This window comes from Amycolatopsis sp. NPDC089917 (assembly GCF_040684635.1).
GTDB lineage: Bacteria > Actinomycetota > Actinomycetes > Mycobacteriales > Pseudonocardiaceae > Amycolatopsis.
This window is the reverse complement of the sequence record NZ_JBFBGL010000066.1, coordinates 21,281-43,178: the sequence shown is the minus strand read 5'-3', so window position 1 is coordinate 43,178 and position 21,898 is coordinate 21,281. Positions and strand designations below refer to the sequence as shown.

The following is a 21,898-nucleotide window of genomic DNA, read 5'->3' as shown; positions in this document are numbered from 1 at the left end:
TGGGGGGTTGGGGGGGGGGCTGGGGGCGGTTGTCACGTGGGTCCGTGAAGGCCTCCTTGAGGGACTCTGGGTCCCTCAAGGAGGCCTTCACGGACCCGACGATCGACACACCTGTCTCAAAGGGACCCTTCAGTCAGGTCGACTTCTGGCCGTCGATGCTCTCGCGCAGGATGTCGGCGTGCCCCGCGTGCTGCGCGGTCTCGGCGATGACGTGCGTCAGCACCCGCCGCACGCTGCGCACCGCGCCCGGCGGGTTCCACGGCGCCTCGGGTAGCGGATGCGTCGTGGACAGGTCGGGGATCGACGTGACGATCTCCTTCGTCCGCGCGGCCACCTGCTCGTAGCGCTCGAGGATCGACGCGAGCGTGTCGCCGGGCAGCATCGTGAAGTTGTTCCGGTGGTCGATCGCCCACTGCGGGTACTCCCGCGCGGTCCCGGCGCCGAGGTCGGCCCAGGTGACGCCTTCCGGCAGGTCGTAGGTCATCGCGGACGGACCGTCGACCGCGAACCGCAGCCACATCTCTTCGATCGAGGCGACGTGCTTGATCAGGCCGCCGAGGCTCAGCTCACTGACGGTCGGGTGCTCGCCGAGCTGGCCGTCCGTGAGTCCCTGGACGGTGGTGGTCAGCGTGGCGCGGACGGTGTCGAGGGCTTCGAGCAGGTCGGCGCGTTCGGCGTCGAGGTTCGTGGCGGTCATCGGGCCCTCCGTGTTGTCGTTTTCTGGCACGAGACGACTCTCGCGGAGGTAGAGGACAGGGTGTGGCCGCTACTGCGGGCATCATGGGAAACATGCCGAAGACCTCCGCGCGTCTGCTGTCGATGCTCTCGCTGTTGCAGGCCCGCCGCGACTGGCCGGGAGCGCTGCTGGCCGAGCGGCTCGACATCAGCCCGCGCACCGTGCGGCGCGACGTCGACAGGCTGCGCGAGCTCGGCTACCCCATCGCGACCGTCAAGGGTCCCGACGGCGGATACCGCCTGGACGCCGGATCCGAACTGCCGCCGCTGCTGTTCGACGACGACCAGGCGGTCGCGCTGGCCGTCGCGCTCCAGATCGCCACCACCAGCGGCGCGGGAATCGAAGAGGCGGCGATGCGGGCGCTGCACACCGTCCGGCAGGTGATGCCCTCGCGGCTGCGGCGCCGGATCGACACCCTGCGGGTGACCGCCGTCGAGTCTCCCGCGAGCCGGGCGGATCCCCGCGTGGACGGCGACGTCCTGCTGGCGCTCGGCGCGGCCGTGCACGCCCGCGAGGTCCTGCGGTTCGACTACGCGGGCGCCGATCTCCCGCGCCGGGTGGAACCGCATCACCTGGTCACCTGGCACGGCCGCTGGTACCTCGTCGCCTGGGACCTCGACCGCGCGGACTGGCGCACCTTCCGGGCCGACCGGATCAGCCCGCGCACGCCGGCCGGTCCGAGGTTCGCCCCGCGTGAACTGCCCGTCCCCGACGTCGCCACCTTCGTCGCGAGCCGGTTCCGTGGCTCGTCCGACACCGGCGACTGGCCGTGCCGGGGCGAAGTGATCCTCGACCTGCCCGCCGCGACGGTCGCCCACTACGTCCGCGACGGCGTCGTCGAGGAGGTGGGGCCGGACCGCTGCCGTCTGACGCTGGGTTCGTGGTCGTGGACCGGACTCGCGGCGAGCATCGGGCGGTTCGAGGCGGACATCGAAGTCGTCGGTCCGGCCGAGTTGAAGGAAGCCTTCGCCGTTCTGGCGCACCGATACGCGAAAGCCGCGCGTTCAGCCGACTGAATGCGTGAGCTGCGCCCGGTGATCTTCTGCGCGAGACTGTGGCCATGCGACTGGATCTGAGTGGGAAAACGGCCCTGGTCACCGGATCGACGCAGGGCATCGGTTTCGCCATCGCCGCGGGGCTGGCCCGGGCAGGCGCCCGGGTCGCGGTCAACGGCAGGGGCGAATCCGGCGTCGCGTCCGCGATCGACCGCCTGCGCGGCGAAGTGCCGGACGCCGACGTCGTCCCCGCGGCCGGTGACGTCTCCACCGACGAGGGCACCGCCCGGGTTCTGGAGGCGGTGCCCGACGCCGACGTCCTGGTCAACAACCTCGGCATCTTCGGCACTCAGTCCCCTTTGGACATCACCGACGACGAATGGCGGCGGTACTTCGAGGTCAACGTCCTCGCCGCGGTGCGGCTGACCCGCGCGTACCTGCCGGGGATGACCGGCCGCGGCTGGGGCCGGATCCAGTACATCGCCAGCGATTCCGCGATCGTCATCCCCGCCGAGATGATCCACTATGGAGTGTCGAAGACCGCGCTGCTCGGCGTCTCCCGCGGGTTCGCCAAGACCGCGGCGGGGTCGGGCGTCACGGTCAACTCGGTGATCGCGGGCCCGACCCACACCGGCGGTGTCGAGGACTTCGTGTACCAGCTGGTCGACAAGGATCTGCCGTGGGACGAGGCACAGCGCGAATTCATGCGCCTGCACCGGCCGCAATCGTTGCTGCAGCGGCTCATCGAACCCGAGGAGATCGCCAACCTGGTGGTGTACCTCGCTTCCCCGCTCGCCTCGGCCACCACCGGGGCCGCGGTCCGCGTCGACGGAGGCTACGTCGACTCCATCGTGCCGTGATCCCTCACGACTTGTGGTGCACCTCCTGGAGGCCGAACACCGGCGTCGGGATGCCCTCGTAGCGCGCTTTCAGCTGCAGCGCGAGGTAAAGGGAATAGTGCCGCGACTGGTGCAGGTTCCCGCCGTGGAACCACAGCCCCTCCTGCCGGGTGGGCTTCCACATGTTGCGCTGCTCCCCTTCCCACGGACCGGGGTCCTTCGTCGTGTCCGAGCCGAGGCCCCAGCACTTGCCGACGCGGTCCGCGGTCTCCTGCCCGACCAGGTCCGCGACCCAGCCGTTCATCGAGCCGTAGCCGGTGGCGTAGACGACGACGTCCGCTTCGAGTTCCGTGCCGTCGGACAGCACCACCGCGTCCCGGGTCAGGTGGTCGACCTGGCCGTGCGCCAGCTTGATCTTCCCGTCGGCCACCAGTTCCGACGCGCCGACGTCGATGTAGTAGCCGGACCCGCGGCGCAGGTACTTCAGGAACAGGCCTGATCCGTCGTCGCCCCAGTCGTGCCGGAACCCGGCCGCCTCCAGTCGCGCGTAGAAATCCTTGTCCCGCTCGCGGATCGCGTCGTACACCGGGATCTGGAACTGCGGCATGATCCGGTACGGGATCGACGCGAAGATCATGTCCGCCTTGTCGGTGGTGATCCCCGCCTGTACCGCGCGTTCCGAGTACAGGTCGCCGAGGCCGAGGTCCATCAGGGAATCCGACTTGACGATATGCGTCGAGGATCGCTGGACCATGGTCACGTCGGCGCCGTGTTCCCACAGCGCCGCGCAGATGTCGTGCGCCGAGTTGTTGGAACCGACCACGACGGCCTTCTTGCCGGCGTAGGCGTCCGGGCCGGGGTGCTGTGACGAATGGTGCTGGTCGCCTTCGAAGTCGTCCATCCCGGGGAACGACGGGAGGTTCGGTTTGCCGGACATCCCGGTCGCGAACACGACGTGCCGCGGCGTGAGCACCAGCTCCTCGCCCTCGCGGACGACGGTCACCAGCCACCGCTGCTTCTCCTCGTCCCAGGACGCGGAGGTCACCTCGGTGCTGGTCCAGTACGGCACCTCCATGAGCCGCGTGTACATCTCCAGCCAGTCGGCGATCTTGTCCTTGGGCGCGAACACCGGCCAGTTGTCCGGGAACGGCAGATAGGGCAGGTGGTCGTACCAGACCGGGTCGTGCAGGCAGAGGTTCTTGTACCGCTTGCGCCAGGAGTCGCCCGGCCGCGCGTTGCGTTCCAGGACGAGCGTCGGCACGTCGAGCTGCCGCAGCCGGGCACCGAGCGCGATACCGCCCTGGCCACCGCCGATGACGACGACGTACGGCTGCTCGTCGTAGCCGAGCCGCGTCTGCTCTTCCTCGCGCTTCTCGGCCCACGACTTCCGGCCGCGGACGACACCGTGTTCGACACCTTTGGACCGCTGTTCGTTGCGTCGCTCCTCGAAACCCTTGAGCTCGCGAAGGCTCGTCAGCAGCGTCCAGGCGCCTTCGTCCTTCAGTCGCAAGTGCCCCTTCGCGCGGCCGGTCGCGGTCTCGAACTCCAGCCACGCTTCGGTCACGCCGTCGGCTTCGGTCGGCGTCTCGGTGGTGCGGAACCCGGACGGCTCGATCCGGTCGAGACAGGCGCCGAGCAGGTCCGTGACGCCGTCGCGGCCTTCGACCGTCTTGATCGTCCAGGTGAAGGCGACCAGGTCACGCCAGTAACTGTCGACGGCGAAGAGCGCGGCGGCGGCTTCGGCGTCACGGGCGGCGAGGGCCGCTTCGAACCGGCTCAGCCACGCGTCGACCCGAGCCTGCGGCGAGCCCGTCGCCTCGATCCGGTCCACCGTCTGTGTCATGACCACTCCCCACCATCGGCGTTTCGGCTGTTACCCCGATCACACGCCGGGGGCGGGCGGAGCGGCAAGGGTTGCAGCGTGTTGCACCGCGACTCCTTGGCGCGTCCGCTCCGGCCGACCTATGCTGGTCGGTCGACGCGATGGTGCGGAGGTGGCCTGTGAGCGTGTTCAGCTCGGTCCCGCCCGGCGCCGACCTGCCGATGCACGCCCGTGACCTGGTCCGGATGCACGAAGCCGTGATCGGCGGCGGCCGTCCGCGCGTCCGGCCGCGGCCGCTGGTGTCGCGGTCCTGGTCGCGCGCGCTGAGCCTCGGGCTCGCCGCCGACGGCGTGAACACCCGTGATTCCGTGCCGCTCGACGAGGTCACCCGCCGTCGCCGCGTCTCACCGTTGCGGCATGTCGTGGACGACCTCGGACAGGTGCTCGGGACGACGTCCGACACCGCGAACATGCTGCTGGTGGTGACCGACGCCGAGGGCGTCATCCTCTGGCGGGCGGGCTCGACCGCGGTCAAGCGCCGCGCCGACACCCTGGGCTTCACCGAGGGCGCCGACTGGACCGAGACCCGGGTCGGCACCAACGCGATCGGCACCGCGCTCGCCGAGGCCGCGCCGGTGGAACTGCTCGCCGGGGAGCATTTCGAGCAGGGCCAGCACCCCTGGTACTGCACCGCGTCGCCGGTGCACGATCCGCGCACCGGCGAGCTGCTCGGCGTGATCGACGTCAGCGGCCCCGCGCTGACCCTGCACCCGGCGATCGCCGCGCTGGTGGAGACCGGGCGGCGGCTGGTCGAGTCCGAACTCTGGCGCCACCACCAGCAGGGCCTGGACAGGCTGCGCCGGACCGCCGAACCGGTGGTGGCGGGCACGGGCGGCCCCGCGCTGCTGGTCGACGACGACGGCTGGGTGGCCCACTCCGCCGGCATCGCGCCCGGGGCGCGGATCGCCGCCCCCGTCGAGGGCCGGATCGTCGCCGTTCCCGGGCTGGGCGCCTGCCTGCCCGAACGGCTGGCCGAAGGCTGGCTCGTGCGCCCGGCCGACACCGCGCGCCGGGTCCGGCTCGATCTCGAACTCGGGCACGCGCCGATCCTGCGGATGCGGTCGGGCGACGTCGGCTGGGTCCGCACCGTGACACCGCGGCACGCCGGGATCCTGGTGCACCTGCGCACGGCGGGTCCGGCCGGGCTTTCGGCCGAGGCGCTCAGCCGGGCCCTCTACGGTGACGCCGAACACCTCGTCACCGTCCGCGCCGAGGTCTCCCGGCTGCGACGGCTGCTGGGCGCCATTGTGGACACGCGGCCGTACCGGCTGGCCGCGGGCATCGAACTCTCGGTCCACAAAGGACTCGAAGTCGGCGGCTGAACCGCGCCTGGTTGCCGAAGGCCCGGGCAGGGTATCCGGCGAGGATGGAGATCTTGCTCGCGGGGGCAGGCGTTCTGGCGCTGTGCGCCGCGGTGCTGCCGAACCTGTTGCACGAACGCGCGTTGTCGATGCCGCTGATCCTGCTGCTGGGAGGGCTGCTCTTCGGGCTGCTCCCCTTCGGGCACCCTTACGGCGAAGGCGTCCTCGACCCGAGGTCGCACGTGGGTGCCGTCGAGGTGATCACCGAACTCGGCGTACTGGTGTCCTTGGTCGGCGCTGGGCTGAAGTCCGACCGCCTGATCGGCTGGCGGTCGTGGAGTTCGACCTGGCGGTTGCTGGCGATCACGTTGCCGTTGTCGGTCTGCGCCGTGGCCCTGCTCGGCTGGTGGGCACTCGCCCTGTCCCCCGCCGCCGCGCTGCTGCTGGGAGCCGTGCTGTCACCGACCGATCCGGTGCTGGCGAGCGACGTCCAGGTGCCCGCGCCGCACACCGACGACGGACGCGGCGCGGACAACGAGATCCGGTTCACGCTGACCTCGGAAGCGGGCCTCAACGACGGGCTCGCCATGCCGTTCGTCCTGCTGGCCCTGGTCCTGGCCGGAACGGCGACGACGTCGCCCGTGCCTTGGCTGCTGACCGAGGTCCTCGCACCCCTCGCGATCGCCGTCCTGGTCGGCCTCGCCTGCGGCCGCTTGCTGTCCTGGCTCATGTTCCGAGTGCGGCACGAACGACTGCGCCTCGGCGAGTACTCCGACGGACTGGTGGTGCTGGCCATCGCGTTCCTTCCCTTCGCGGTGTGCGAATGGCTGGGCGGCATCGGCTTCGTCGCGGTCTTCACCGCCGCCGCGACCATCCGCGCCAGCGAGCGGTCGCACGAATACCACGGTGTGCTGCACGAATTCGGCGACCAGCTGGAACGGCTCTTCGTGGCGCTGGCCCTGCTCGGTCTCGGTGTCGCGCTGGGCGACGGGCTCCTCGACGGCCTGACCCTCGCCGAGGTCCTGGTGGCGGTCGCGGCGGTGGTGATCGTGCGCCCGCTGTTCGGTGGGCTGGCGCTGATCCGCGGCGGCACGACCCGGCCGGCGGCGAGGGCGATCTCGTTCTTCGGCATCCGCGGGATCGGCAGTCTCTACTACCTGTCGTACGCGCTGGGGCACGGCGATTTCCCGATGGCCGATTCGCTCTGGCGCGTCACGGCGCTCACCATCGCGGTGTCGGTCCTCGTGCACGGTCTCCTGTCCGGTCCGGTGATGCGCAGACTCGAGAACCGGGGGATGCAGAACGTCGGGACCGATGAGGCCGGAACGCGTTCAGAGGACTAAACGCAGGGATCGCGGCGCCACTCCCGGCCTTCGATCCGGGCCTTCACCCGGGTCAAGGTGGTGGCGATGTTGGCGCGGTTGGTCTCGACGCGGTCGGGCTCACCGGTGATGAAGATGGCGAGCGGGACGAACCAGCCCGGTACCCGCAGCCAGTTCGTCACGGTGACCCGGCTGCCGTCGCCGTCGGGGCTGATGTCGTACTCCCAGCGGGAAATCGGCACGAAGAACGGGGTGCGCACCCGGTAGGCGAACCGGCGCCCCGGGTCGGCCTCGGTGATCTCGGCGTGGGTCACCCAGCGGCGCACGCCGTTGCGGTTGCTGCCCGCGAACCAGTTCCCGACGCGCGCCTCGGTCGCGCCGCGGATCCAGCGGGCCTTGCACAGCTCTTCGGCGCACTCCGCCATCGCGACGGGATCGCTGATGAGCCGGTACACCTCGTCGGGCGCGGCCGAGATCGTGATCTCGCCGGTCGCGATCGGTTCGCTGTAGGTCAGTTTGTCTCGCGGCCTCGTCACCATCGTGCCCTCCCGGTCGGCCTCGCCAGCGCACCAGCACGAGGCCGACCGGTCAAGACCGGCCGGGGAAAGCGCGCACATTCGCATAAATCCGGTGGGTCAGGTGCGCCCGCTCGCCGGCGTGTCGGCTTCGGAGGTTGTGAAAGCCACTTTCGCGACACCGGAAACCGGCACAGGCAAGCGAACCCACACGCTCGGCTCGAACCTGCGGACGCCGACGCGCAGAGGACGAAGCGGCCCTCGGTGGGTCAGCTGGTCGGTTCCGCGGCAAAGGTGACCTGGAAGCCCAGCGCCTGCAACAGTCCGGTGAGCATCGCCTTCGTGTTGGCCTTGGCCCGTTCGAGCAGGCCGGAGCGCTGCGCGGCTTCCCCGATCCGTTTCTCCGCGGCGAGGTGGAACTGCTGCTGGTCCGGCACCGACACCAGCGCCGACAGCCGGTCGACCAGACCGCGCTCCTGGCCGAAGATGTAGCTGTGCTCGTTGTCCAAGGCGGGTTTCGCCAACTGAGGCTCGGGCAACCGCACCTCGACCGAGCGCCGGTCTTCCGAGACGGTGAGGGAATTCTCCACCAGCGGTCCGAAATCGACGTACGCGTCGACGGAGCCCGCGGCCACGAACAGGGTCCGCTCCCCGGCGATGGCCGACGGCACCCATTTGACGTCCTTCTCGATGTCGACGACGACCTGGTAGTCGCCGACCGCCGCGTGGTACTGGCTCAGATCGCGGACCGCCTTGAGCACCGCCGGCTGCGATCGGTCCACAGTGGACGTTCCGAACGGGTCGAGCTTCGGCAGCAGCCCGGCTATCTGCAGAGCCGCGCCGACGATCAGGATTCCGGCCAGGACGAACGCCCCGAGGCGCACCCAGCGTTTCTTCACGCCCACCACCCGCCTTCCAGCGCGTGGAGTACCCGGCGGACGTCGTCTCGAAGCGTCGGAACCGGTTTCTCGGACGATCGGCGGAACCGGATTCCGCACTTGGAGTAGTTTGGCCGCATGCAGAACGTCTTGCCCGCGCCGGAGAAGACCGGGCTGAACATCTCGGTGCCGCACTGGGCGGGTTTCCTCGGAATCGCCGTACTCGTGCTGGTCACCTCCGGGATCGGCCTGCCGTCGGTGCTGGTGGTGGCGCTGGGCGTCACCGGGATGGCCACCCTGGTGCTGGCATGGCTGGGCGTCGGACGGCTCGCGGCCGGGCTGCCCGAACGGCGGCTGTACTGGATGGCGGTGTCGTGGTGCGCGCCGTTGCTGTTCGCGCGCCCGCTGTTCAGCGGTGACATCAACAGCTATCTGGCGCAAGGCCTGATCGCGGCCAAGGGGTTCGACACCTATCTCGTGGGACCGGCGGAGGCGCTCGGCGCCGATTCGCCGGTGACGCTCGCGGTCAGTCACTACTGGCGGGACACGCCCGCGCCGTACGGTCCCGCGTTCGTCGCGCTGGCCCGCGCCATCGCCCACATCGCCGGGGACGCCTTCGTCCCGACCGCGCTGTTGCACCGGCTGCTGGGGCTGGCGGGCATCGCGCTCCTGGCGTGGGCGCTCCCCCGGCTCGCCCGCCGCGTCGGGGTCTCACCGACGATCGCGTTGTGGCTGGCGCTGCTCAACCCGCTGGTGCTCTGGCACATCGTGGCAGGTGTGCACAACGACGGGCTCATGGTCGGGCTGATGGTGGCCGGGCTGGAACTCGTCCTCATGGGCGCCGCGAAGACCGGCGCGGCCCGGCCCGCGCTGATCGCGGCGGGGGTGATCGCGGTCAGCACGGGCGCGAACATCAAGATCGTGGCCGTCGCGGGCCTGCTGTTCGTCGGTGTCGATCTCTTCCGGCGGGCGACGCCCGCCGGAAGGGTCGCGGTGGCGCTCGGCCTGCCCGCCGGATTCGCGGCGGTCACCGTGGCGATCTCGCTCGGCAGCGGTCTCGGGTTCGGCTGGGTCCGGGTGCTCTCCGGGGTTTCCGGCCAGGTGCACAGCTGGATGGCGCCCACCAACGAACTCGGCTTCCTCGTCGGCGGGGTGGGCAAGATCTTCGGAGCCGACCTGACCGACGGCGCGATCAAGGTGTTCTCGCTCGGCGGCGCGATCCTCGGTCTCGCCGTCGGCGCCAGGCTGCTGTGGCTCACCTACCGGGAGAAGATGCACCCGCTTTACGGCGCGGGGCTGACCTTCGCCGCGATGCTGGTGCTCGGACCGGTCGTGCAGCCGTGGTATCTCCTGTGGACGGTCGCGCTGCTCGCGGTCAGCCTGACGACCGACCGCGGCCGGTGGATCCTCGCCGGGATCAGCGCGCTGTTCGGCGTGCTGCTGCCGCCCGCGAACGGCGGCGCCGTGTCCCTGGCGCTGGGCTACCTGATCGCCGTCGTGCTCATCGGCGGCACCCTGTACTTCCTGAAGCGACGGAACCTGTTGCCGGAGATCAGGTTCCGCAAGAGCCGGACGTAAGGACCCCACCGCGCGGGTTCCCGGACCGTGCCGGTGAGGTCACGCTCGGCGCGGTCCAGGCAGTCCTCCAGCAAGGCGTCGTGCAGCGGCCGCCACAGCAGCGGGTAGGTGAGCCAGGCGGGATGCCGGAGCCTCAGCACCATGAGGTGCACGAGCTCGGTCCCACCGCTTTCCGCCGCACGCGTCGTGAACTCGTGGAATCCGTCGAAGCCGCGGGGCGCGGTGAACCGGAACCTCACGGATCTCCCGGGTTCCCAGGACTCGACGCGGTACCGCACCGGGCCGTGCCCGCCGACGGCTCCCACGCCGAGCGGCCGGTCGAACCGCATCGGCGGCCACGCGTCGACCGGCCAGAGCCGATCGTCGTCGGCGGACAGCGTGTCGATCAACGCGCCGACGCGCTCTTGCGCCACGTCGACGATCCTGGAATGCCGGTTCCATACCCGCATAGCGTCCTCCTAGTTCTAGAGACCTTCCCCTAAAACGATAGTAGAGGATAGTCTCTGAAAATGGGACGGCCACCGCGGCACACCGCCGACGACTTCCTCGACGCCGCCGTGCGGATCTTCGCCGCTGAAGGCGTCGCAGGGGTGACCATGTCGGCCGTCGCTCGCGAAGTCGGCGCGCCGAGCGGGTCGATCTACCATCGCTTCCCCGGACGTCCGGCCCTGCTCGCCGCCGTCTGGCTCCGCACCTTGACCCGCTTCCAGGAGGGCTATCTCGAAGCCCTCGGACAGGAGCCCGTCACGGAAGCCGCCGTCGAAGCCGCCGCCCAGGTCGTCCGCTGGTGCCGAGCGCATCCCGCCGAGGGGAAACTGCTCTACGGCGGCGACCGCGCGCTCGGCGTCGACGACTGGAGTGCCGAAGACCGCGTCCGCGCCGAAGACGCCAACCACCGGCTCGACGCGGCGATCACCAAGGTCGTCCGGCGGCTGCGTCCGCTGACCGGCCGGAGCACCGACGAACTGACGCTCGCTCTCGTGGATCTCCCCTACGCGGCGGTGAGGAGACATCTCGATCGCAGCGAGGCACCGCCGCCGCGCACCGTCGAGCTGGTGGCCAGGACGACCCGCACGCTGCTGACGGGCTGAGCTCAGGGCCGGACCGGGATCGCGATGGAGAACTCCCCGCCGTCGATCAGGTCGAGCAGCAGGCGAGCGGTCCGGGGCGGCCGCTCGCCGCGGGTGGCGATGGCCAGCGGCCAGACGAGACCGGGTTCGTCGAGCGGGATCGTCCGGACCCCCGCGAGCAGCCGGAGATCGGGCACGACGGCGATGCCGAGTCCCGCGGCCACGTAAGCGGGCACGGCGCGCAGATCGGCGACCTCGACGACGACCCGCCGCGGTGCCCCGAACGCCTCGAAGGCCCGGTCGAGGGCGACCCGGTTGCCGAAGCCGCGCGGATTGTCCACGAACGACTCGCCCGCGAGGTCCGCCAAGGTGAGCGATGGCCGGTCACCCAGCCGATGGCCGTCGGGCAGCACGACGACGAACGGCGCCGAGCCGACCAGCTTGGAGTCGAGCCCGGCGAGATCGGATTCGGGCAGGCCGAGCAGGGCGACGTCGAGCCTGCCCTGGCGCAGGTCTTCGGCCAGTCCGGTCGACCCGGTGATCGACACCGTGACGTGCAGCTCGACCAGCGGGTATCGCCGATGGAACGCGCCGAGCAGATCAGGCAGGTCGAGGTCCCCGACGCTGGTCAAGGTGCCGACGCGGAGAGTGCCGCGCAGGCCGGCGGAGGCGTCGGCGACCGCCTCTCGCGCCCTGTCGACGGCCTCCAGCGCGGCCTTGGCCTCGGGCAGGAACACCGAGCCCGCCGGGGAAAGCGCGACGCGCCTCGTCGACCGGTCGAACAGCTTGACGCCCAGCTCGCCTTCGAGTGCCTGGATCGTCGCCGAGACGGTGGACTGCACCGCGAACAGCCGTCGAGCGGCACGGGTGAAACTGAGCTCCTCGGCGACGGCGACGAAGCATTCGAGCTGGCGGGTCTCCACGAGCAGCGATTATCGCAAAATCCGATAACTGTGACCAGTATTGTTCGTTGGACATGGTTGATCCGGGGATCCACAGTGGAGACATGCTCACCAGTGCCACCCTCCCCCGTCCCGCGCTCCGGCGGATCAGCCATGGCCGCGGCTTCTGGGTCATCGCGGCCGCGTACGCCGCCTCCCTGGCCTTCTCCACCGTCCCCACTCCCCTCTACGTGCTCTACCAGCAGCGTGACGGCTTCCCGACCTACGTCGTGACGATCGTGTTCGCGGCGTACGCGGTCGGGGTGATGGGCAGCCTGTACCTCGCCGGCCATGTCAGCGACTGGCTGGGACGACGGCGGGTGATCCTCGCCGCGACTCTCACCCAGGCGCTGTCGGCCACTCTTTTCCTGGCGTGGCCGGACGTTCCCGGGCTGATCCTGGCCAGGTTCGTCGGCGGCGCGGGGATCGGCGCGCTGACCGCGACCGCCACCGCGCACCTGTCCGAACTGCGCGCCGTCGCCCGGCCGAGCGAGGACCACGGCCGCGCGGGACTGATCGCGACCGTGGTCAACATGGGCGGGCTGGCACTCGGACCGCTGTTCGGCGGTCTCTTCGCGAGCTATTCGGCCGAACCGCTCACCACGCCGTTCGTGTTCTTCCTGGTCCTGCTGCTCGCCGCGGCCATCGCGGTCGCGCTCGTGCCGGAAACGGTGGAACGCGCCGAGGAACGGCCCGCGTACCGGCCACAGCGCGTCTCGCTGCCGTCGGGCGCGCGGCCCGCTTTCTTCGGCGCGGCGATCGGCGCCTTCGCGGCCTTCGCGATCACGGGACTGTTCATGGCGCTGACGCCGACGTTGCTGGCGCAGGGGATGCACCAGAGTTCGCGGATGCTGGCCGGGCTCGCGTCGTTCTCCGTGTTCGTCGCGGCGGCCTCGGCGCAGGTGGTCTTCGCCGGACTGGCCAGGCGGACCCAGCTGCGGCTCGGCCTCGTGCTGATGGTGGCCGGGCTGGTGGCGTTGCCGGTCGCGGTGACGACGTCCCTGCTCTGGCTGTTCCTCGCGGGCGGGATCACGGCGGGCGCCGGCGTCGGGCTGGGCTTCCGCGCGTCGGTGGCCACCGTCGCCGCCCTCGCGGAGCCACCGGTGCGCGGCGAGGTCCTCGCGGCCCTGTTCCTGGCCGCCTACGCCGGGCTGGTCCTGCCCATCCTCCTCGTCGGCATCTCGCTTATCTGGCTGCCGAGCGCGTGGGCGCTGATCGGATTCTCCGTGCTGGAACTAGGTTTGCTCGCCTGGTCCGCGCCCAAGGTGCTGACCCGCTGACCGTCCACAGTGGCCGGTCAGGTGGTGATCCTCGTCAAACCCGTGGGCACCTCTCGCGGAAAGTGTGCGATCCTGGAATCGGAACCTCGTGATCGAGGTCCCCGGACGAGTGGGTGCCGTACCCGGCCAGCGACAAGACGGCGCTCTGGGAGCGCGTCATGTCGTGGCTTGTCCTTGTCGTCTCGGGTGTTCTGGAAGCCGTGTGGGCCACCGCCCTCGGCAAATCCGAAGGTTTGTCCCGGCCCATGCCGTCGGTGGTCTTCGGCGTGACCCTGGTGGCGAGCATGGTGGGTCTCGCCTACGCGATGCGGGATCTCCCGGTCGGCACCGCGTACGCGGTCTGGGTCGGGATCGGGGCTTCGCTCACCGTCGCCTACGGCATGTGGTCGGGCGCGGAAACCGTTTCCCTGGCCAGGATCCTGCTGATCGTGGGGATCGTGGCCTGCGTGGTGGGACTGAAAATCCTGCATTGAGCCGCAAAGTGAGGCGTCGGTCCAGGTGGTCGTGAGTGGTAAGTGTCGTTAGAACGACCAGTATCTACCTGCCCGCGCCTGACCTGCACAGGACTGGCGATCCTGCGGTTGCCGGGCTCGACGGTGCGGGAGGATTCCGGCCGTCGAACGTCCGGAATCCTCCCCCGTCGACCTCACCGGCATCTCACCGGAGCCGTGCGTGGAAGATCCGGGACACTCAACGTCCCGAATCCTCCACAAACGAGTCCGCCAGAACGACACATACCACTCACGACCACTCGCACCGAAAAGGGGACCGCCCCCGACGCACGGACGACGTCGGGGGCGGTCGGTCCGGGCGCACCCCTGCGTGTGGCCCGGACGGCTAGGCGGTCAGGCGCGGGCCCAAAGCGCTGGGACGTTGGGCGGCTCCCAACCTGCCTGAGCGGTGTGGCCCTGGAGGGCCCGGTAGGAAACACCGTCGTAGGTGACCGTCGCACCCGCGGTGTAGGTGGTGCCGGCGGCCCAGGTGCCGGTGGGCGGGTTCGACGTCGGGTTGGTCGGCGTCGTGGTGGTGCTGGACGGCGGGTTCGAACCCGAGGTCACCAGCTTCAGGCCGTAGACGCTCAGGATCACCGAGACCGGCTGGAAGTAGAAGGTGCCGCCCGAGGTGCAGTTGCCGGAACCACCGGAGGTGACGCCCTGGGCCTGGTCACCCGCGAGCCACGAGCCGCCGGAGTCGCCCGGTTCGGCGCAGGCGTTGGTCCGGGTGAGGCCGGTAACGGTGCCCTGCGGGTAGCTCACCGAGGCGTTCTTCTGCTGGATGGTGCCGCAGTGCCAGCCCGTCGTGGAACCGGAACGGCAGACCGAGGCGCCGATCGCGGCCTCCTGCGAACCCGCCACCGGCACGGTGCCCGGGTAACGGTTGACCAGTCCACGCGGGGTGTTGCCCGCGTCGACGCGGACCCACGCGTAGTCGTTGCCGGGGAAGGTGGAACCCGCGACGGAGCCGCTCGGGTTCGAGGTCCGCGTGCCGGTGGTGCCGCAGTGCCCGGCGGTCACGAAGCCGCCCTCGACCGAGAAACCGATCGAGCACCGGCCCGAACCGAAGGTGTAGGCGTTGCCGCCGATGACGTCGATCAGCGGGACCGGGCTTTCGGTGCTGGTCTCGACCCGCACGGCGTCGGCGCGCACACCGGACGCGGTCGCCCACGACTTCGCGGCGGCCTCGCCACCGGCGTGGGCCAGGACGACGATCGAGTTGGTGACGGTGTCGACGTACCAGCCCGGAACGTTCTTCGGCGCGCTGATTCCCTTGGCGTCCAACGACTGCTTCGCCGCGTCGAGCTGGGCGGCGCTCCGAGCGACGGTCTTCGGGGTCGCACCCGCGGCGCGGACGGTGCCCTCCAGGGCCGCGTCGGTGACCGCGACCGTCAGCTTGGATCCGGCCGCGTCCAGCCAGGATCCGGCGTAGGACGGGCCGAGCCGGGTCTTGAGCGCGCTGTCGGCATTGGCGGCCTTCTGCTCGTCGGCGAGCCGGGTCCTGGCCTGATCCGGGCTGATCTTCAGATCGCGCGCCATGGCCGCGACGATCTCGGACTGCACCTGGCCGGACGCCGTGACGGTCTCGCCGGCGCTGGCGCTCGGCGTCAGCGCGACGGCCGTGACCAGACCGGCTCCGGTAAGGGCCGCCGCGGCGGCCGCTACGATCTTTCGGTTCATTTCAGGCGTTTCCTCACCGACGTTCCGGAAGAAGATCTCGTCCAGACCGTACGAGGCACCTGCTGCAAATGGTACATACCATTTAGGTCATATCCACCCAGTGGACTGGACCTTTCAACGGCTTCCGTGCAGGTCAGCCCACTCCGGCGTCCGTGTAGTCCACGCCGTAACCCGGGTTCAACTCGAGATACTTCGAGTAGGTCGGCCGCCGGTCGATCAGTTCGCCGTACACCGCGCGGGACAGTGCGATCATCTCCGCGGCGAAGGGACCCATCTCCCCTCGTTCCGACCAGCCGACGAGATTCCGCCAGCTCAACGGATTCCCGGCGATCGGGACCGCCACGATACCCGGGATCTCGTGGAACAGCGGCTGACACAACACCACCGCGTGTCCCGACTCGACCATCTCGATGCAGGTCAGCACGTCGGTCTCGTAGAGCGAACGCGGGGTGAACCCCGCCCGCGCGCACGCGGAAGCGAAACAGTCGCCGAAACAGCCGTCGCCCGGCGTCGCGCACCACCGTTCGTCCGCCAGGTCACCGAGTTCGACCTCGTTCTGCTGCGCGCGTTCGTCCCGCGCCGACATCAGCACGAACACCGGATGATGCGCGAGCGTCCGCCAGCGGAGACCGGGCTCCGGCGGCGGAGCGGCGTCACCGCAGACGCCGACGAAGGCGAAGTCCAGCGCGCCCTCGGCGGTCATGTCCGCGAGTTTGTTGGCCGACCACGACGTATGCGTGGCGACATGGATGTCGGGATGGGTAGTGCCGAGGCGTTGCAGCAGAGCCCCGAGCATCGGCCCGGTCGCCGAGCCGAGCCGCAAGGTCATCGGCTCACCGGTTCCGGCGTGCTGGGCGAGACGCGCGGCCTCGTCGTGCAACGACGACACTGCGGGAAGGACCATCTTGGCCCTGTCGAGCACCAAGAGGCCGAGCGCGGTCGGCCGGGTGCCCGTGTGGTCGCGCAGGAAGAGCTTCCCGCCGAGTGTCCGTTCGATGCGCTTCAGTTGCGCTGTCAGTGCAGGCTGGGCCATTCCGAGCGTATTCGCCGCTTTGGTGATACTCCCGAGTTCGGCGATCGCGCACATGATGCGCAGGTGGCGCAGTTCCAGCTCCATCCCTCTACGTTAGTAGACATAACTGGACTGGACCAGACAAACGGTTGAGCCAAATGGCTTCGTATCGCTTGGTTCGTGGTATGCCATCGATGTCAGCAATCCCGGACATGCCAAGGCGTCCGGCCGTTACTGTCACCACGGAACGGACTACGAGGGGGTTCAGTGGCGGACGAACGTGGACGGATCCGGCGATCGCTGGCGCGTGTGATCACCGACGACAACCTGGATCTGTATGTACTGGGCGCCGTCGCCCTGGTGTTCACCGTGCTCGGCGCGACCGGGATCTCCGACGTCAAAACGCTTTCGTCCGTGGTGACGGCGCTGCTGGCACTGCTCGCCTTCTCGCAGATCCGCTCGCGGCGACTGACTGAACAGGTCCGGGACTCGAACCGGAGCGGCCCCGCGGCGCTCTTCGAACCGGAGTTCCCAGCGGACCTCATAACCCGGCGCGCCGAGGCCTTCGACATCCTCCTCATCGGCCATTCGATGACGAGGACCGTGCAGGGCATGCGCAGCGATATCCGGTCGATACTCGAATCGGGCGGACGAATCCGGGTACTGGTCCTGGATCCGACCGACGAAGCGATCGTGGAAGTCGCGGATCGCCGGATATCGCCAAGCCACGGACAAGGACGGACGCGGCAGCGAATCCTGGCCACCTTGGACGAATTGACCTCGCTGCGCAGCAGGACAAGCGGACGGTTGGAGGTCCGGGTGTCGTCGCGGATCCCGTCCGCGGGTTTCAACTGCCTGGACGTCACGAGCAAACGGGGCCTGATCTGCGTCCAGCACTACGAACACCGGCCCGTCGGGGAAGCGGCGCCGGTGTTCACAGTGGAACCGAAAGACACCCCCTGGTACCGGTACTTCGCGGACGAGGCGGAACGGTTGTGGGAGGACGGCACCCCGTGGCCATTGTCCTCCGCGGACGAGGTGGTGACCGGATCCGCTTCGATCTGATCGCCGTCACGGGCCGGTGATCAGGTCCGCGCGCAGATCCGTCCGCCGCCCGGTCCCGCGGTCCGGCCGGCAGCGTCGGCCAGCCCTGCGGGCCGTGGATCGCCTCCGCGTCGTCCACTCGGCCGTAGCTCACCGTCACCACCGATAACGTTTCGGGAACGGCGCTCGTCCGGTCGATTCCTCAGCCCATAAGGTGCCGCTTTCGCACCCAGGGGAGGGTTCGTGCACATTCACGCCAGACGCCGATCCATCAGCTTCAGCGGCCGGACGATCACCATCAAGGCGGCCGTCAAGGGACTCGGCAACCGGAAGCACACGTTCAGTGTCGAGAAGATCAGCGGTATCAAGAACATCCCGCCGACGGCGTTCAAACCTGGCAGGCTCGTCTTCGAAGTTCCCGGCGCGTCCAAGACGGTCGTCGAGGACGTTCCCATGTACGCCGACAAGGTGGACATGAACACGTTCACCTACGGCGGCATGAATTCGAAGCAGGTGAAAGAGCTCGAAGCGGCGATCAAGAAGGCGATGAGCGCCTGACCGCTCGCGAGTGGTGAGTGCCGTTAAGGCGGACCGGTCTTTGCCTGCCTGCCGCTGACCTGCACGGGGCTGGGCGTCCGGTCACGTCCAACGGCCGGACTCCTCCCCGCTCGACCGCACCGGCATCCAGCGCAAGCGTGACCCGGAGCCGTGTGTGGGATCTGGGACAGTGAACGTCACTCACCACTCACGAGGTCTTCGCTTTCCGGTTCAGGAACGCCGAAGCCCCGATACCGTGCGCCGCGACGCTCGCGAGCACGGTCACCGCCATCACGCTCAACGCGACGTCGGCCGCGTCCCCGTCGAGAGAGTTGTAGGCCAGCAGACCGAACACGATCGACGCCGCGCCGCGCGGCGCCAGCAGGCCGATGGTCATCCGGTCCCGCCACCGGAAATCCGTGCGCAGCAAGGTGATCAGCACCGGGATCAGCCGGGCGACGGTCAGCGCGACGACGCTGACGATCACCACGCCCCAGGTGAGGCCGAAGGACAGCACCAGGACCGCCGTGCTGCCGAAGACGAACCACATCAGCAGCCCGCACAGCGAGCTGACGTCCTCGGCGAGCCCGAGTTCGTCTTCGCCGGGGTGCCGGGCGGTCTTGTAGGCGATGCCGCAGATGAACGCGGCGACGAAACCGTTGCCGCCGATCGCGACGGCGGCGGTGTAGGTCAGCAGCGGCAACGCGACGGCGGCGACTCGCGCGGAGTGCCGCGTCGACCAGCCGTGCCTGCCGGTCAGGTTCATCGCCACGGCGGCCACCGCGCCGATGACGGAACCCGCCAGCACGGCCAGCAACGCCGCCGGGATCGCGGCCTGGAGCGCCTCGCCCGGCGTGCTCGCCTGGTGGTTGCTCCCCGCGAGGGTGAGCGCGAAGATGAACACCGGGGCGACGACGCCGTCGTTGTAGCCGCTTTCGACGTTCAGCAGATGCCGCACGCGTTCGGGCACCCGGACGTCGTGCACCACCGACGTCGCCGGCGCGAAGTCCGTCGGCGCGATGATGCAGGCGATCAGCAGCACCACCGCCCAGCCGAGACCCGGCAGCACCAGCAGGCCGACGCCCATGACGATCAGGATCGTCAACGGCAGCGCGACCAGCAGCAACCGCACCGCGGTCTTGGCGTCGTGACCGAGATAGCCGCCCTTGACCGCGGTCGCGTCCACGAACAACAGCAGCGCGAGGATCAGTTCCGCCGCGTTGAGCGCGATCTCCGTGTTGAGCCCGTTGCCGAGATCGTTGCGCGTGCTGAACCCGATCGCCAGCCCCGCCGCGACCATCGCCATCGGCGCGGTGATCTGCCACCGTTCCAGCCGTGCCGCCGTCATCGTCCAAGCCAGCACGACGACAGCGCCGACGAGCACGCTCTGGATCATCTACCCCGCCCCTCGTTCCCGGTGGAATCCCCTGCCACCGGGAACGAGCATAGAGGCCGGGCGGAGCGCGGCGGTCCACAAAGGAACGCCGATCACACCACCGCGCCGTTGTCGTCGCGCTCCCGGGTCCGCGACGCCTTGCGGACGGGGCGTCCGGCCCCCGGCCACCGCTTGTCGAGCAGGATCGCGACCGGACCCGCGGTGGCCACAGTGGACACTGTGCCCGCGACGAGGCCGAGCAGGAGCGCGAGGGCGAAGTCGGCCAGCGAACCGTCCCCGAGGAACAGCAGCGCCCCGAGCACGAACAGCACGCCGATCCCGGTGTTGATCGTCCGGGGCAGCGTCTGCAACACGGCCGTGCCGACGACGCGGGGGAACGGCTCCTTGCGCCGCTGTCCCCGCACTTCCCGCACCCGGTCGAAGACCACCACCGAGTCGTTGACCGAGTAGCCGATCACCGTCAGCAGCGCGGCGAGGAAGACGCCGTCCATCGACTTGCCCAGCCAGGCGAAGATCCCGAGGATGATCAGGACGTCCTGGGCGAGCGCGACCACCGTGGCCAGCCCGAGCCGCCAGTCGAACCGCACCGCGAGGTAGATCAGCTGCGCCAGCACCGCGAGGCACAGCGCGATCACCGCCTTGGTGCGCAGTTCGGCGCCGAGGCTCGGGCCGATCTGCTCGTCGCGGATCTCGGTGGCGTCGCCGGTGACCCCGGCGACCGCGGTCCGGATCCGCTCGGTGGCGTCGTCGTCGATCGGCTCGGTGCGGACAGCGATGTCCTTCTCACCGGACATCTGCACGACGGCGCGGGGGAATCCGGCGTCGGACACCGCGTCCCGGATCTGCTCGACGTCGGCGGGCGACGAAGTGCTGTACTCGACCACCCTGCCGCCGGTGAACTCGACGCCGAGGTTCGGTCCCGCCACGAACAGTCCCGCGATCGCGGCGATGACGACCGCGCCCGCGACCATCAGCCAGCGCTTGGGCTTGCCGAGGAACTCCGGATCACGCCGGTTCACCCATTGGCGGACCCTGCCCTCGTGGGTGAGCCCGGAAAGCCGCGATCTGCGCGCGACGAACCCGCGCATCGTGAGATGCAGCAGCAGGCGCGTGAGCACGAGCGAGATGAACAGGGCGACGACGACACCGATGGACAGCGTCACCCCGAATCCGCGCACCGGGCCGGACGCCAGCCAGAACAGCAGTCCCGCGGCGAGCAGCGTGGTCACGTTCGAATCGACGATCGCCGACAACGCGCCGCTGAACCCGCGACTGACCGATCGCGGCAGCGAGCCGCCGCGTTTGACCGAGTGTTCCTCTCTCGCCCTTTCGAAGACGAGCACCGTCGCGTCGACGGCCATGCCGATGGCCAGGACGAACCCCGCGAGCCCCGGCAAGGTCAAGGTGGCGCCGACGGCGAGCAAGGCGGCGTAGGACACGGCGGCGTACGCCACCAGTGTGCCCACGGCGATCAGCCCGGCCAGGCGATACACCGCGAGCAGGAACAGCGCGGTCAGCGCCAGGCCGATCACGGCGGCGCGGGCGCTGGCGTCGATCGCGGCGGCGCCGAGCGTGGGGCCGACGGTCCGCTGCTCGATGATCTCGACCGGCGTCGGCAGCGCGCCGGCGTTGATCAGCAACGCCAGATCCTTCGCCTCGGCCGGGGAGAACTGCCCGGTGATCTGCGTGCTCCCGCCGACGATCCCGACCCCGCAGCCGACCTGCGGGCTCACCTGGGGCGACGAGATCACCTTGTCGTCGAGCGCGATCGCCACCCGGCGGGTCGGGTCACCCGGCGGCGAGCAGGCCGCCTGTCCGGTCAGCCGCTCCCAGGCACGACCGGAATCCCCTTTGAAGTCAACGGAAACGAGCCAGCCGCCGCCTCCTTGCGAATCGATCGACGAGCGCGCCTCGTCGACGCCTTCGCCGGTCAGCGCGGCGGGTCCCAGTGTGATCGGCTGGCCGCCCTCGTCGGGCAGGACGCGGGTGTCGGGCTTCTCGCCGGGGACGGACCCGACACCGACCACCGGGTGGAAGGACAGTTGCGCGGTGCGGCCGATCACCTCGACGGCCTCGCGCGGATCCCGCACGCCGGGCAGTTCGACGATGATCCGGTTGTCCCCGGAGCGGGCGAGCATGGGCTCGGCGACGCCCAGCGCGTCGACCCGGCGGCGCAGCACTTCGAGCGTCCGGTCGGTGGTCTCGGCGTCGGCGGTGACGGTGGGCGAGTTCTTGGTCTCCAGCACGATCTGCGTGCCACCACGCAGATCGAGCCCCAGGCGTGGGGCGGTGGTCAGCAACAGGTACACGGTCGCGGCGAGGACGACCAGCGAGACGACGGCTCGCCCGGTCATGCCTCGCCGCGCGGTTTCGCGCGGCACGACGGTTTCTCCTCGAT

The 21,898-nt window shown here is 69.8% G+C and carries 20 protein-coding genes and 1 riboswitch; of the genes, 10 read left to right on the top strand and 10 right to left on the bottom strand.

All coding sequences use genetic code 11. The annotated features are described in order from the left end of the window. Window positions 1-133 precede the first annotated feature (133 nt). Window positions 134-697, bottom strand: coding sequence for a DinB family protein (locus tag AB0N89_RS33800; protein WP_364213303.1), 564 nt, complete (start codon window positions 695-697; stop codon window positions 134-136). A gap of 92 nt (window positions 698-789) precedes the next feature. On the opposite strand from AB0N89_RS33800, the gene AB0N89_RS33795 reads away from it, so the two are divergent. Together AB0N89_RS33795 and AB0N89_RS33790 are read left to right on the top strand one after the other, a co-directional pair. Beyond that, a complete protein-coding gene (locus tag AB0N89_RS33795; protein WP_364213300.1) occupies window positions 790-1,752 on the top strand; it encodes a YafY family protein in 963 nt (320 codons plus the stop codon). A 44-nt stretch (window positions 1,753-1,796) separates the two neighbouring features. Further along, window positions 1,797-2,591, top strand: a complete 795-nt coding sequence (locus AB0N89_RS33790; RefSeq protein ID WP_364213297.1) for an SDR family oxidoreductase — start codon at window positions 1,797-1,799, stop codon at window positions 2,589-2,591. Window positions 2,592-2,595: 4 nt separating this feature from the next. On the opposite strand, the gene AB0N89_RS33785 is transcribed toward AB0N89_RS33790, so the two are convergent. Beyond that, a complete protein-coding gene (locus tag AB0N89_RS33785; RefSeq protein WP_364213294.1) occupies window positions 2,596-4,413 on the bottom strand; it encodes an NAD(P)/FAD-dependent oxidoreductase in 1,818 nt (605 codons plus the stop codon). A gap of 158 nt (window positions 4,414-4,571) precedes the next feature. On the opposite strand from AB0N89_RS33785, the gene AB0N89_RS33780 reads away from it, so the two are divergent. Together AB0N89_RS33780 and AB0N89_RS33775 are read left to right on the top strand one after the other, a co-directional pair. After that, window positions 4,572-5,774, top strand: a complete 1,203-nt coding sequence (locus AB0N89_RS33780) for a transcriptional regulator (protein WP_364213291.1) — start codon at window positions 4,572-4,574, stop codon at window positions 5,772-5,774. Window positions 5,775-5,818: 44 nt separating this feature from the next. Next, window positions 5,819-7,096 (top strand): cation:proton antiporter, encoded by a 1,278-nt coding sequence (locus AB0N89_RS33775; RefSeq protein WP_364213288.1) that lies wholly within the window; start codon window positions 5,819-5,821, stop codon window positions 7,094-7,096. On the opposite strand, the gene AB0N89_RS33770 is transcribed toward AB0N89_RS33775, so the two are convergent. Together AB0N89_RS33770 and AB0N89_RS33765 are read right to left on the bottom strand one after the other, a co-directional pair. Next, window positions 7,093-7,614, bottom strand: coding sequence for an SRPBCC family protein (locus tag AB0N89_RS33770; protein WP_364213285.1), 522 nt, complete (start codon window positions 7,612-7,614; stop codon window positions 7,093-7,095). The two genes, AB0N89_RS33775 and AB0N89_RS33770, sit on opposite strands and share 4 nt — an antisense overlap. A gap of 245 nt (window positions 7,615-7,859) precedes the next feature. After that, window positions 7,860-8,495: a DUF4230 domain-containing protein gene (locus tag AB0N89_RS33765; RefSeq protein WP_364213309.1), complete on the bottom strand. Its 636-nt coding sequence runs from the start codon at window positions 8,493-8,495 to the stop codon at window positions 7,860-7,862. 111 nt (window positions 8,496-8,606) lie between these two features. On the opposite strand from AB0N89_RS33765, the gene mptB reads away from it, so the two are divergent. Then, complete coding sequence (gene mptB / locus AB0N89_RS33760; RefSeq protein WP_364213282.1) at window positions 8,607-10,046, top strand: polyprenol phosphomannose-dependent alpha 1,6 mannosyltransferase MptB; 1,440 nt, start codon at window positions 8,607-8,609, stop codon at window positions 10,044-10,046. Here mptB and AB0N89_RS33755 read toward each other — a convergent pair. Continuing rightward, complete coding sequence (locus tag AB0N89_RS33755; RefSeq protein ID WP_364213279.1) at window positions 9,950-10,495, bottom strand: SRPBCC family protein; 546 nt, start codon at window positions 10,493-10,495, stop codon at window positions 9,950-9,952. The genes mptB and AB0N89_RS33755 overlap by 97 nt on opposite strands. Window positions 10,496-10,555: 60 nt before the next feature. On the opposite strand from AB0N89_RS33755, the gene AB0N89_RS33750 reads away from it, so the two are divergent. Next, window positions 10,556-11,137 carry a TetR/AcrR family transcriptional regulator gene (locus AB0N89_RS33750; RefSeq protein ID WP_364213276.1) on the top strand — a complete coding sequence of 194 codons (582 nt, stop codon included), beginning with the start codon at window positions 10,556-10,558 and terminating at the stop codon, window positions 11,135-11,137. Window positions 11,138-11,139: 2 nt separating this feature from the next. Here the strand turns inward: AB0N89_RS33750 and AB0N89_RS33745 are convergent, their stop codons facing one another. Then, window positions 11,140-12,039, bottom strand: coding sequence for a LysR family transcriptional regulator (locus AB0N89_RS33745; protein WP_364213273.1), 900 nt, complete (start codon window positions 12,037-12,039; stop codon window positions 11,140-11,142). 83 nt (window positions 12,040-12,122) lie between these two features. Here AB0N89_RS33745 and AB0N89_RS33740 point away from each other — a divergent pair, with 83 nt between their 5' ends. Beyond that, complete coding sequence (locus tag AB0N89_RS33740) at window positions 12,123-13,337, top strand: MFS transporter (protein ID WP_364213270.1); 1,215 nt, start codon at window positions 12,123-12,125, stop codon at window positions 13,335-13,337. Between the two features lie 79 nt (window positions 13,338-13,416). Beyond that, window positions 13,417-13,484: riboswitch (guanidine-III (ykkC-III) riboswitch) on the top strand. A gap of 11 nt (window positions 13,485-13,495) precedes the next feature. Then, complete coding sequence (locus tag AB0N89_RS33735) at window positions 13,496-13,810, top strand: multidrug efflux SMR transporter (RefSeq protein ID WP_364213267.1); 315 nt, start codon at window positions 13,496-13,498, stop codon at window positions 13,808-13,810. Between the two features lie 372 nt (window positions 13,811-14,182). Here the strand turns inward: AB0N89_RS33735 and AB0N89_RS33730 are convergent, their stop codons facing one another. Then, the gene (locus AB0N89_RS33730) at window positions 14,183-15,511 is read right to left on the bottom strand and encodes an alpha-lytic protease prodomain-containing protein (RefSeq protein WP_364213264.1); all 1,329 of its coding nucleotides are present in this window, start codon (window positions 15,509-15,511) and stop codon (window positions 14,183-14,185) included. Window positions 15,512-15,644: 133 nt separating this feature from the next. Beyond that, complete coding sequence (locus AB0N89_RS33725) at window positions 15,645-16,628, bottom strand: LysR family transcriptional regulator (RefSeq protein ID WP_364213261.1); 984 nt, start codon at window positions 16,626-16,628, stop codon at window positions 15,645-15,647. 162 nt (window positions 16,629-16,790) lie between these two features. Between AB0N89_RS33725 and AB0N89_RS33720 the strand changes: the two genes are divergently transcribed. Together AB0N89_RS33720 and AB0N89_RS33715 are read left to right on the top strand one after the other, a co-directional pair. Continuing rightward, on the top strand, window positions 16,791-17,588 hold the full coding sequence (locus tag AB0N89_RS33720) for a hypothetical protein (protein ID WP_364213258.1): 798 nt from the start codon (window positions 16,791-16,793) through the stop codon (window positions 17,586-17,588). 222 nt (window positions 17,589-17,810) lie between these two features. Beyond that, a complete protein-coding gene (locus AB0N89_RS33715; RefSeq protein WP_364213255.1) occupies window positions 17,811-18,125 on the top strand; it encodes a hypothetical protein in 315 nt (104 codons plus the stop codon). A 187-nt stretch (window positions 18,126-18,312) separates the two neighbouring features. On the opposite strand, the gene AB0N89_RS33710 is transcribed toward AB0N89_RS33715, so the two are convergent. After that, on the bottom strand, window positions 18,313-19,500 hold the full coding sequence (locus AB0N89_RS33710) for a cation:proton antiporter (RefSeq protein ID WP_364213252.1): 1,188 nt from the start codon (window positions 19,498-19,500) through the stop codon (window positions 18,313-18,315). 92 nt (window positions 19,501-19,592) lie between these two features. Then, complete coding sequence (secD, locus tag AB0N89_RS33705; protein ID WP_364213249.1) at window positions 19,593-21,881, bottom strand: protein translocase subunit SecD; 2,289 nt, start codon at window positions 21,879-21,881, stop codon at window positions 19,593-19,595. Window positions 21,882-21,898: the final 17 nt, after the last annotated feature.

Excerpts from the sequence above, each read along its gene's own strand:
- AB0N89_RS33755 (WP_364213279.1), bottom strand. The coding sequence starts at position 10,495 with ATGCGGGTATGGAACCGGCATTCCAGGATCGTCGACGTGGCGCAAGAG.
- AB0N89_RS33710 (WP_364213252.1), bottom strand. The coding sequence starts at position 19,500 with ATGATCCAGAGCGTGCTCGTCGGCGCTGTCGTCGTGCTGGCTTGGACG.
- AB0N89_RS33795 (WP_364213300.1), top strand. The coding sequence starts at position 790 with ATGCCGAAGACCTCCGCGCGTCTGCTGTCGATGCTCTCGCTGTTGCAG.
- AB0N89_RS33740 (WP_364213270.1), top strand. The coding sequence starts at position 12,123 with ATGCTCACCAGTGCCACCCTCCCCCGTCCCGCGCTCCGGCGGATCAGC.
- AB0N89_RS33730 (WP_364213264.1), bottom strand. The coding sequence starts at position 15,511 with ATGAACCGAAAGATCGTAGCGGCCGCCGCGGCGGCCCTTACCGGAGCC.
- AB0N89_RS33770 (WP_364213285.1), bottom strand. The coding sequence starts at position 7,614 with ATGGTGACGAGGCCGCGAGACAAACTGACCTACAGCGAACCGATCGCG.
- AB0N89_RS33800 (WP_364213303.1), bottom strand. The coding sequence starts at position 697 with ATGACCGCCACGAACCTCGACGCCGAACGCGCCGACCTGCTCGAAGCC.
- AB0N89_RS33750 (WP_364213276.1), top strand. The coding sequence starts at position 10,556 with ATGGGACGGCCACCGCGGCACACCGCCGACGACTTCCTCGACGCCGCC.
- AB0N89_RS33725 (WP_364213261.1), bottom strand. The coding sequence starts at position 16,628 with ATGGAGCTGGAACTGCGCCACCTGCGCATCATGTGCGCGATCGCCGAA.
- AB0N89_RS33790 (WP_364213297.1), top strand. The coding sequence starts at position 1,797 with ATGCGACTGGATCTGAGTGGGAAAACGGCCCTGGTCACCGGATCGACG.
- AB0N89_RS33775 (WP_364213288.1), top strand. The coding sequence starts at position 5,819 with ATGGAGATCTTGCTCGCGGGGGCAGGCGTTCTGGCGCTGTGCGCCGCG.
- mptB (WP_364213282.1), top strand. The coding sequence starts at position 8,607 with ATGCAGAACGTCTTGCCCGCGCCGGAGAAGACCGGGCTGAACATCTCG.
- AB0N89_RS33735 (WP_364213267.1), top strand. The coding sequence starts at position 13,496 with ATGTCGTGGCTTGTCCTTGTCGTCTCGGGTGTTCTGGAAGCCGTGTGG.
- AB0N89_RS33785 (WP_364213294.1), bottom strand. The coding sequence starts at position 4,413 with ATGACACAGACGGTGGACCGGATCGAGGCGACGGGCTCGCCGCAGGCT.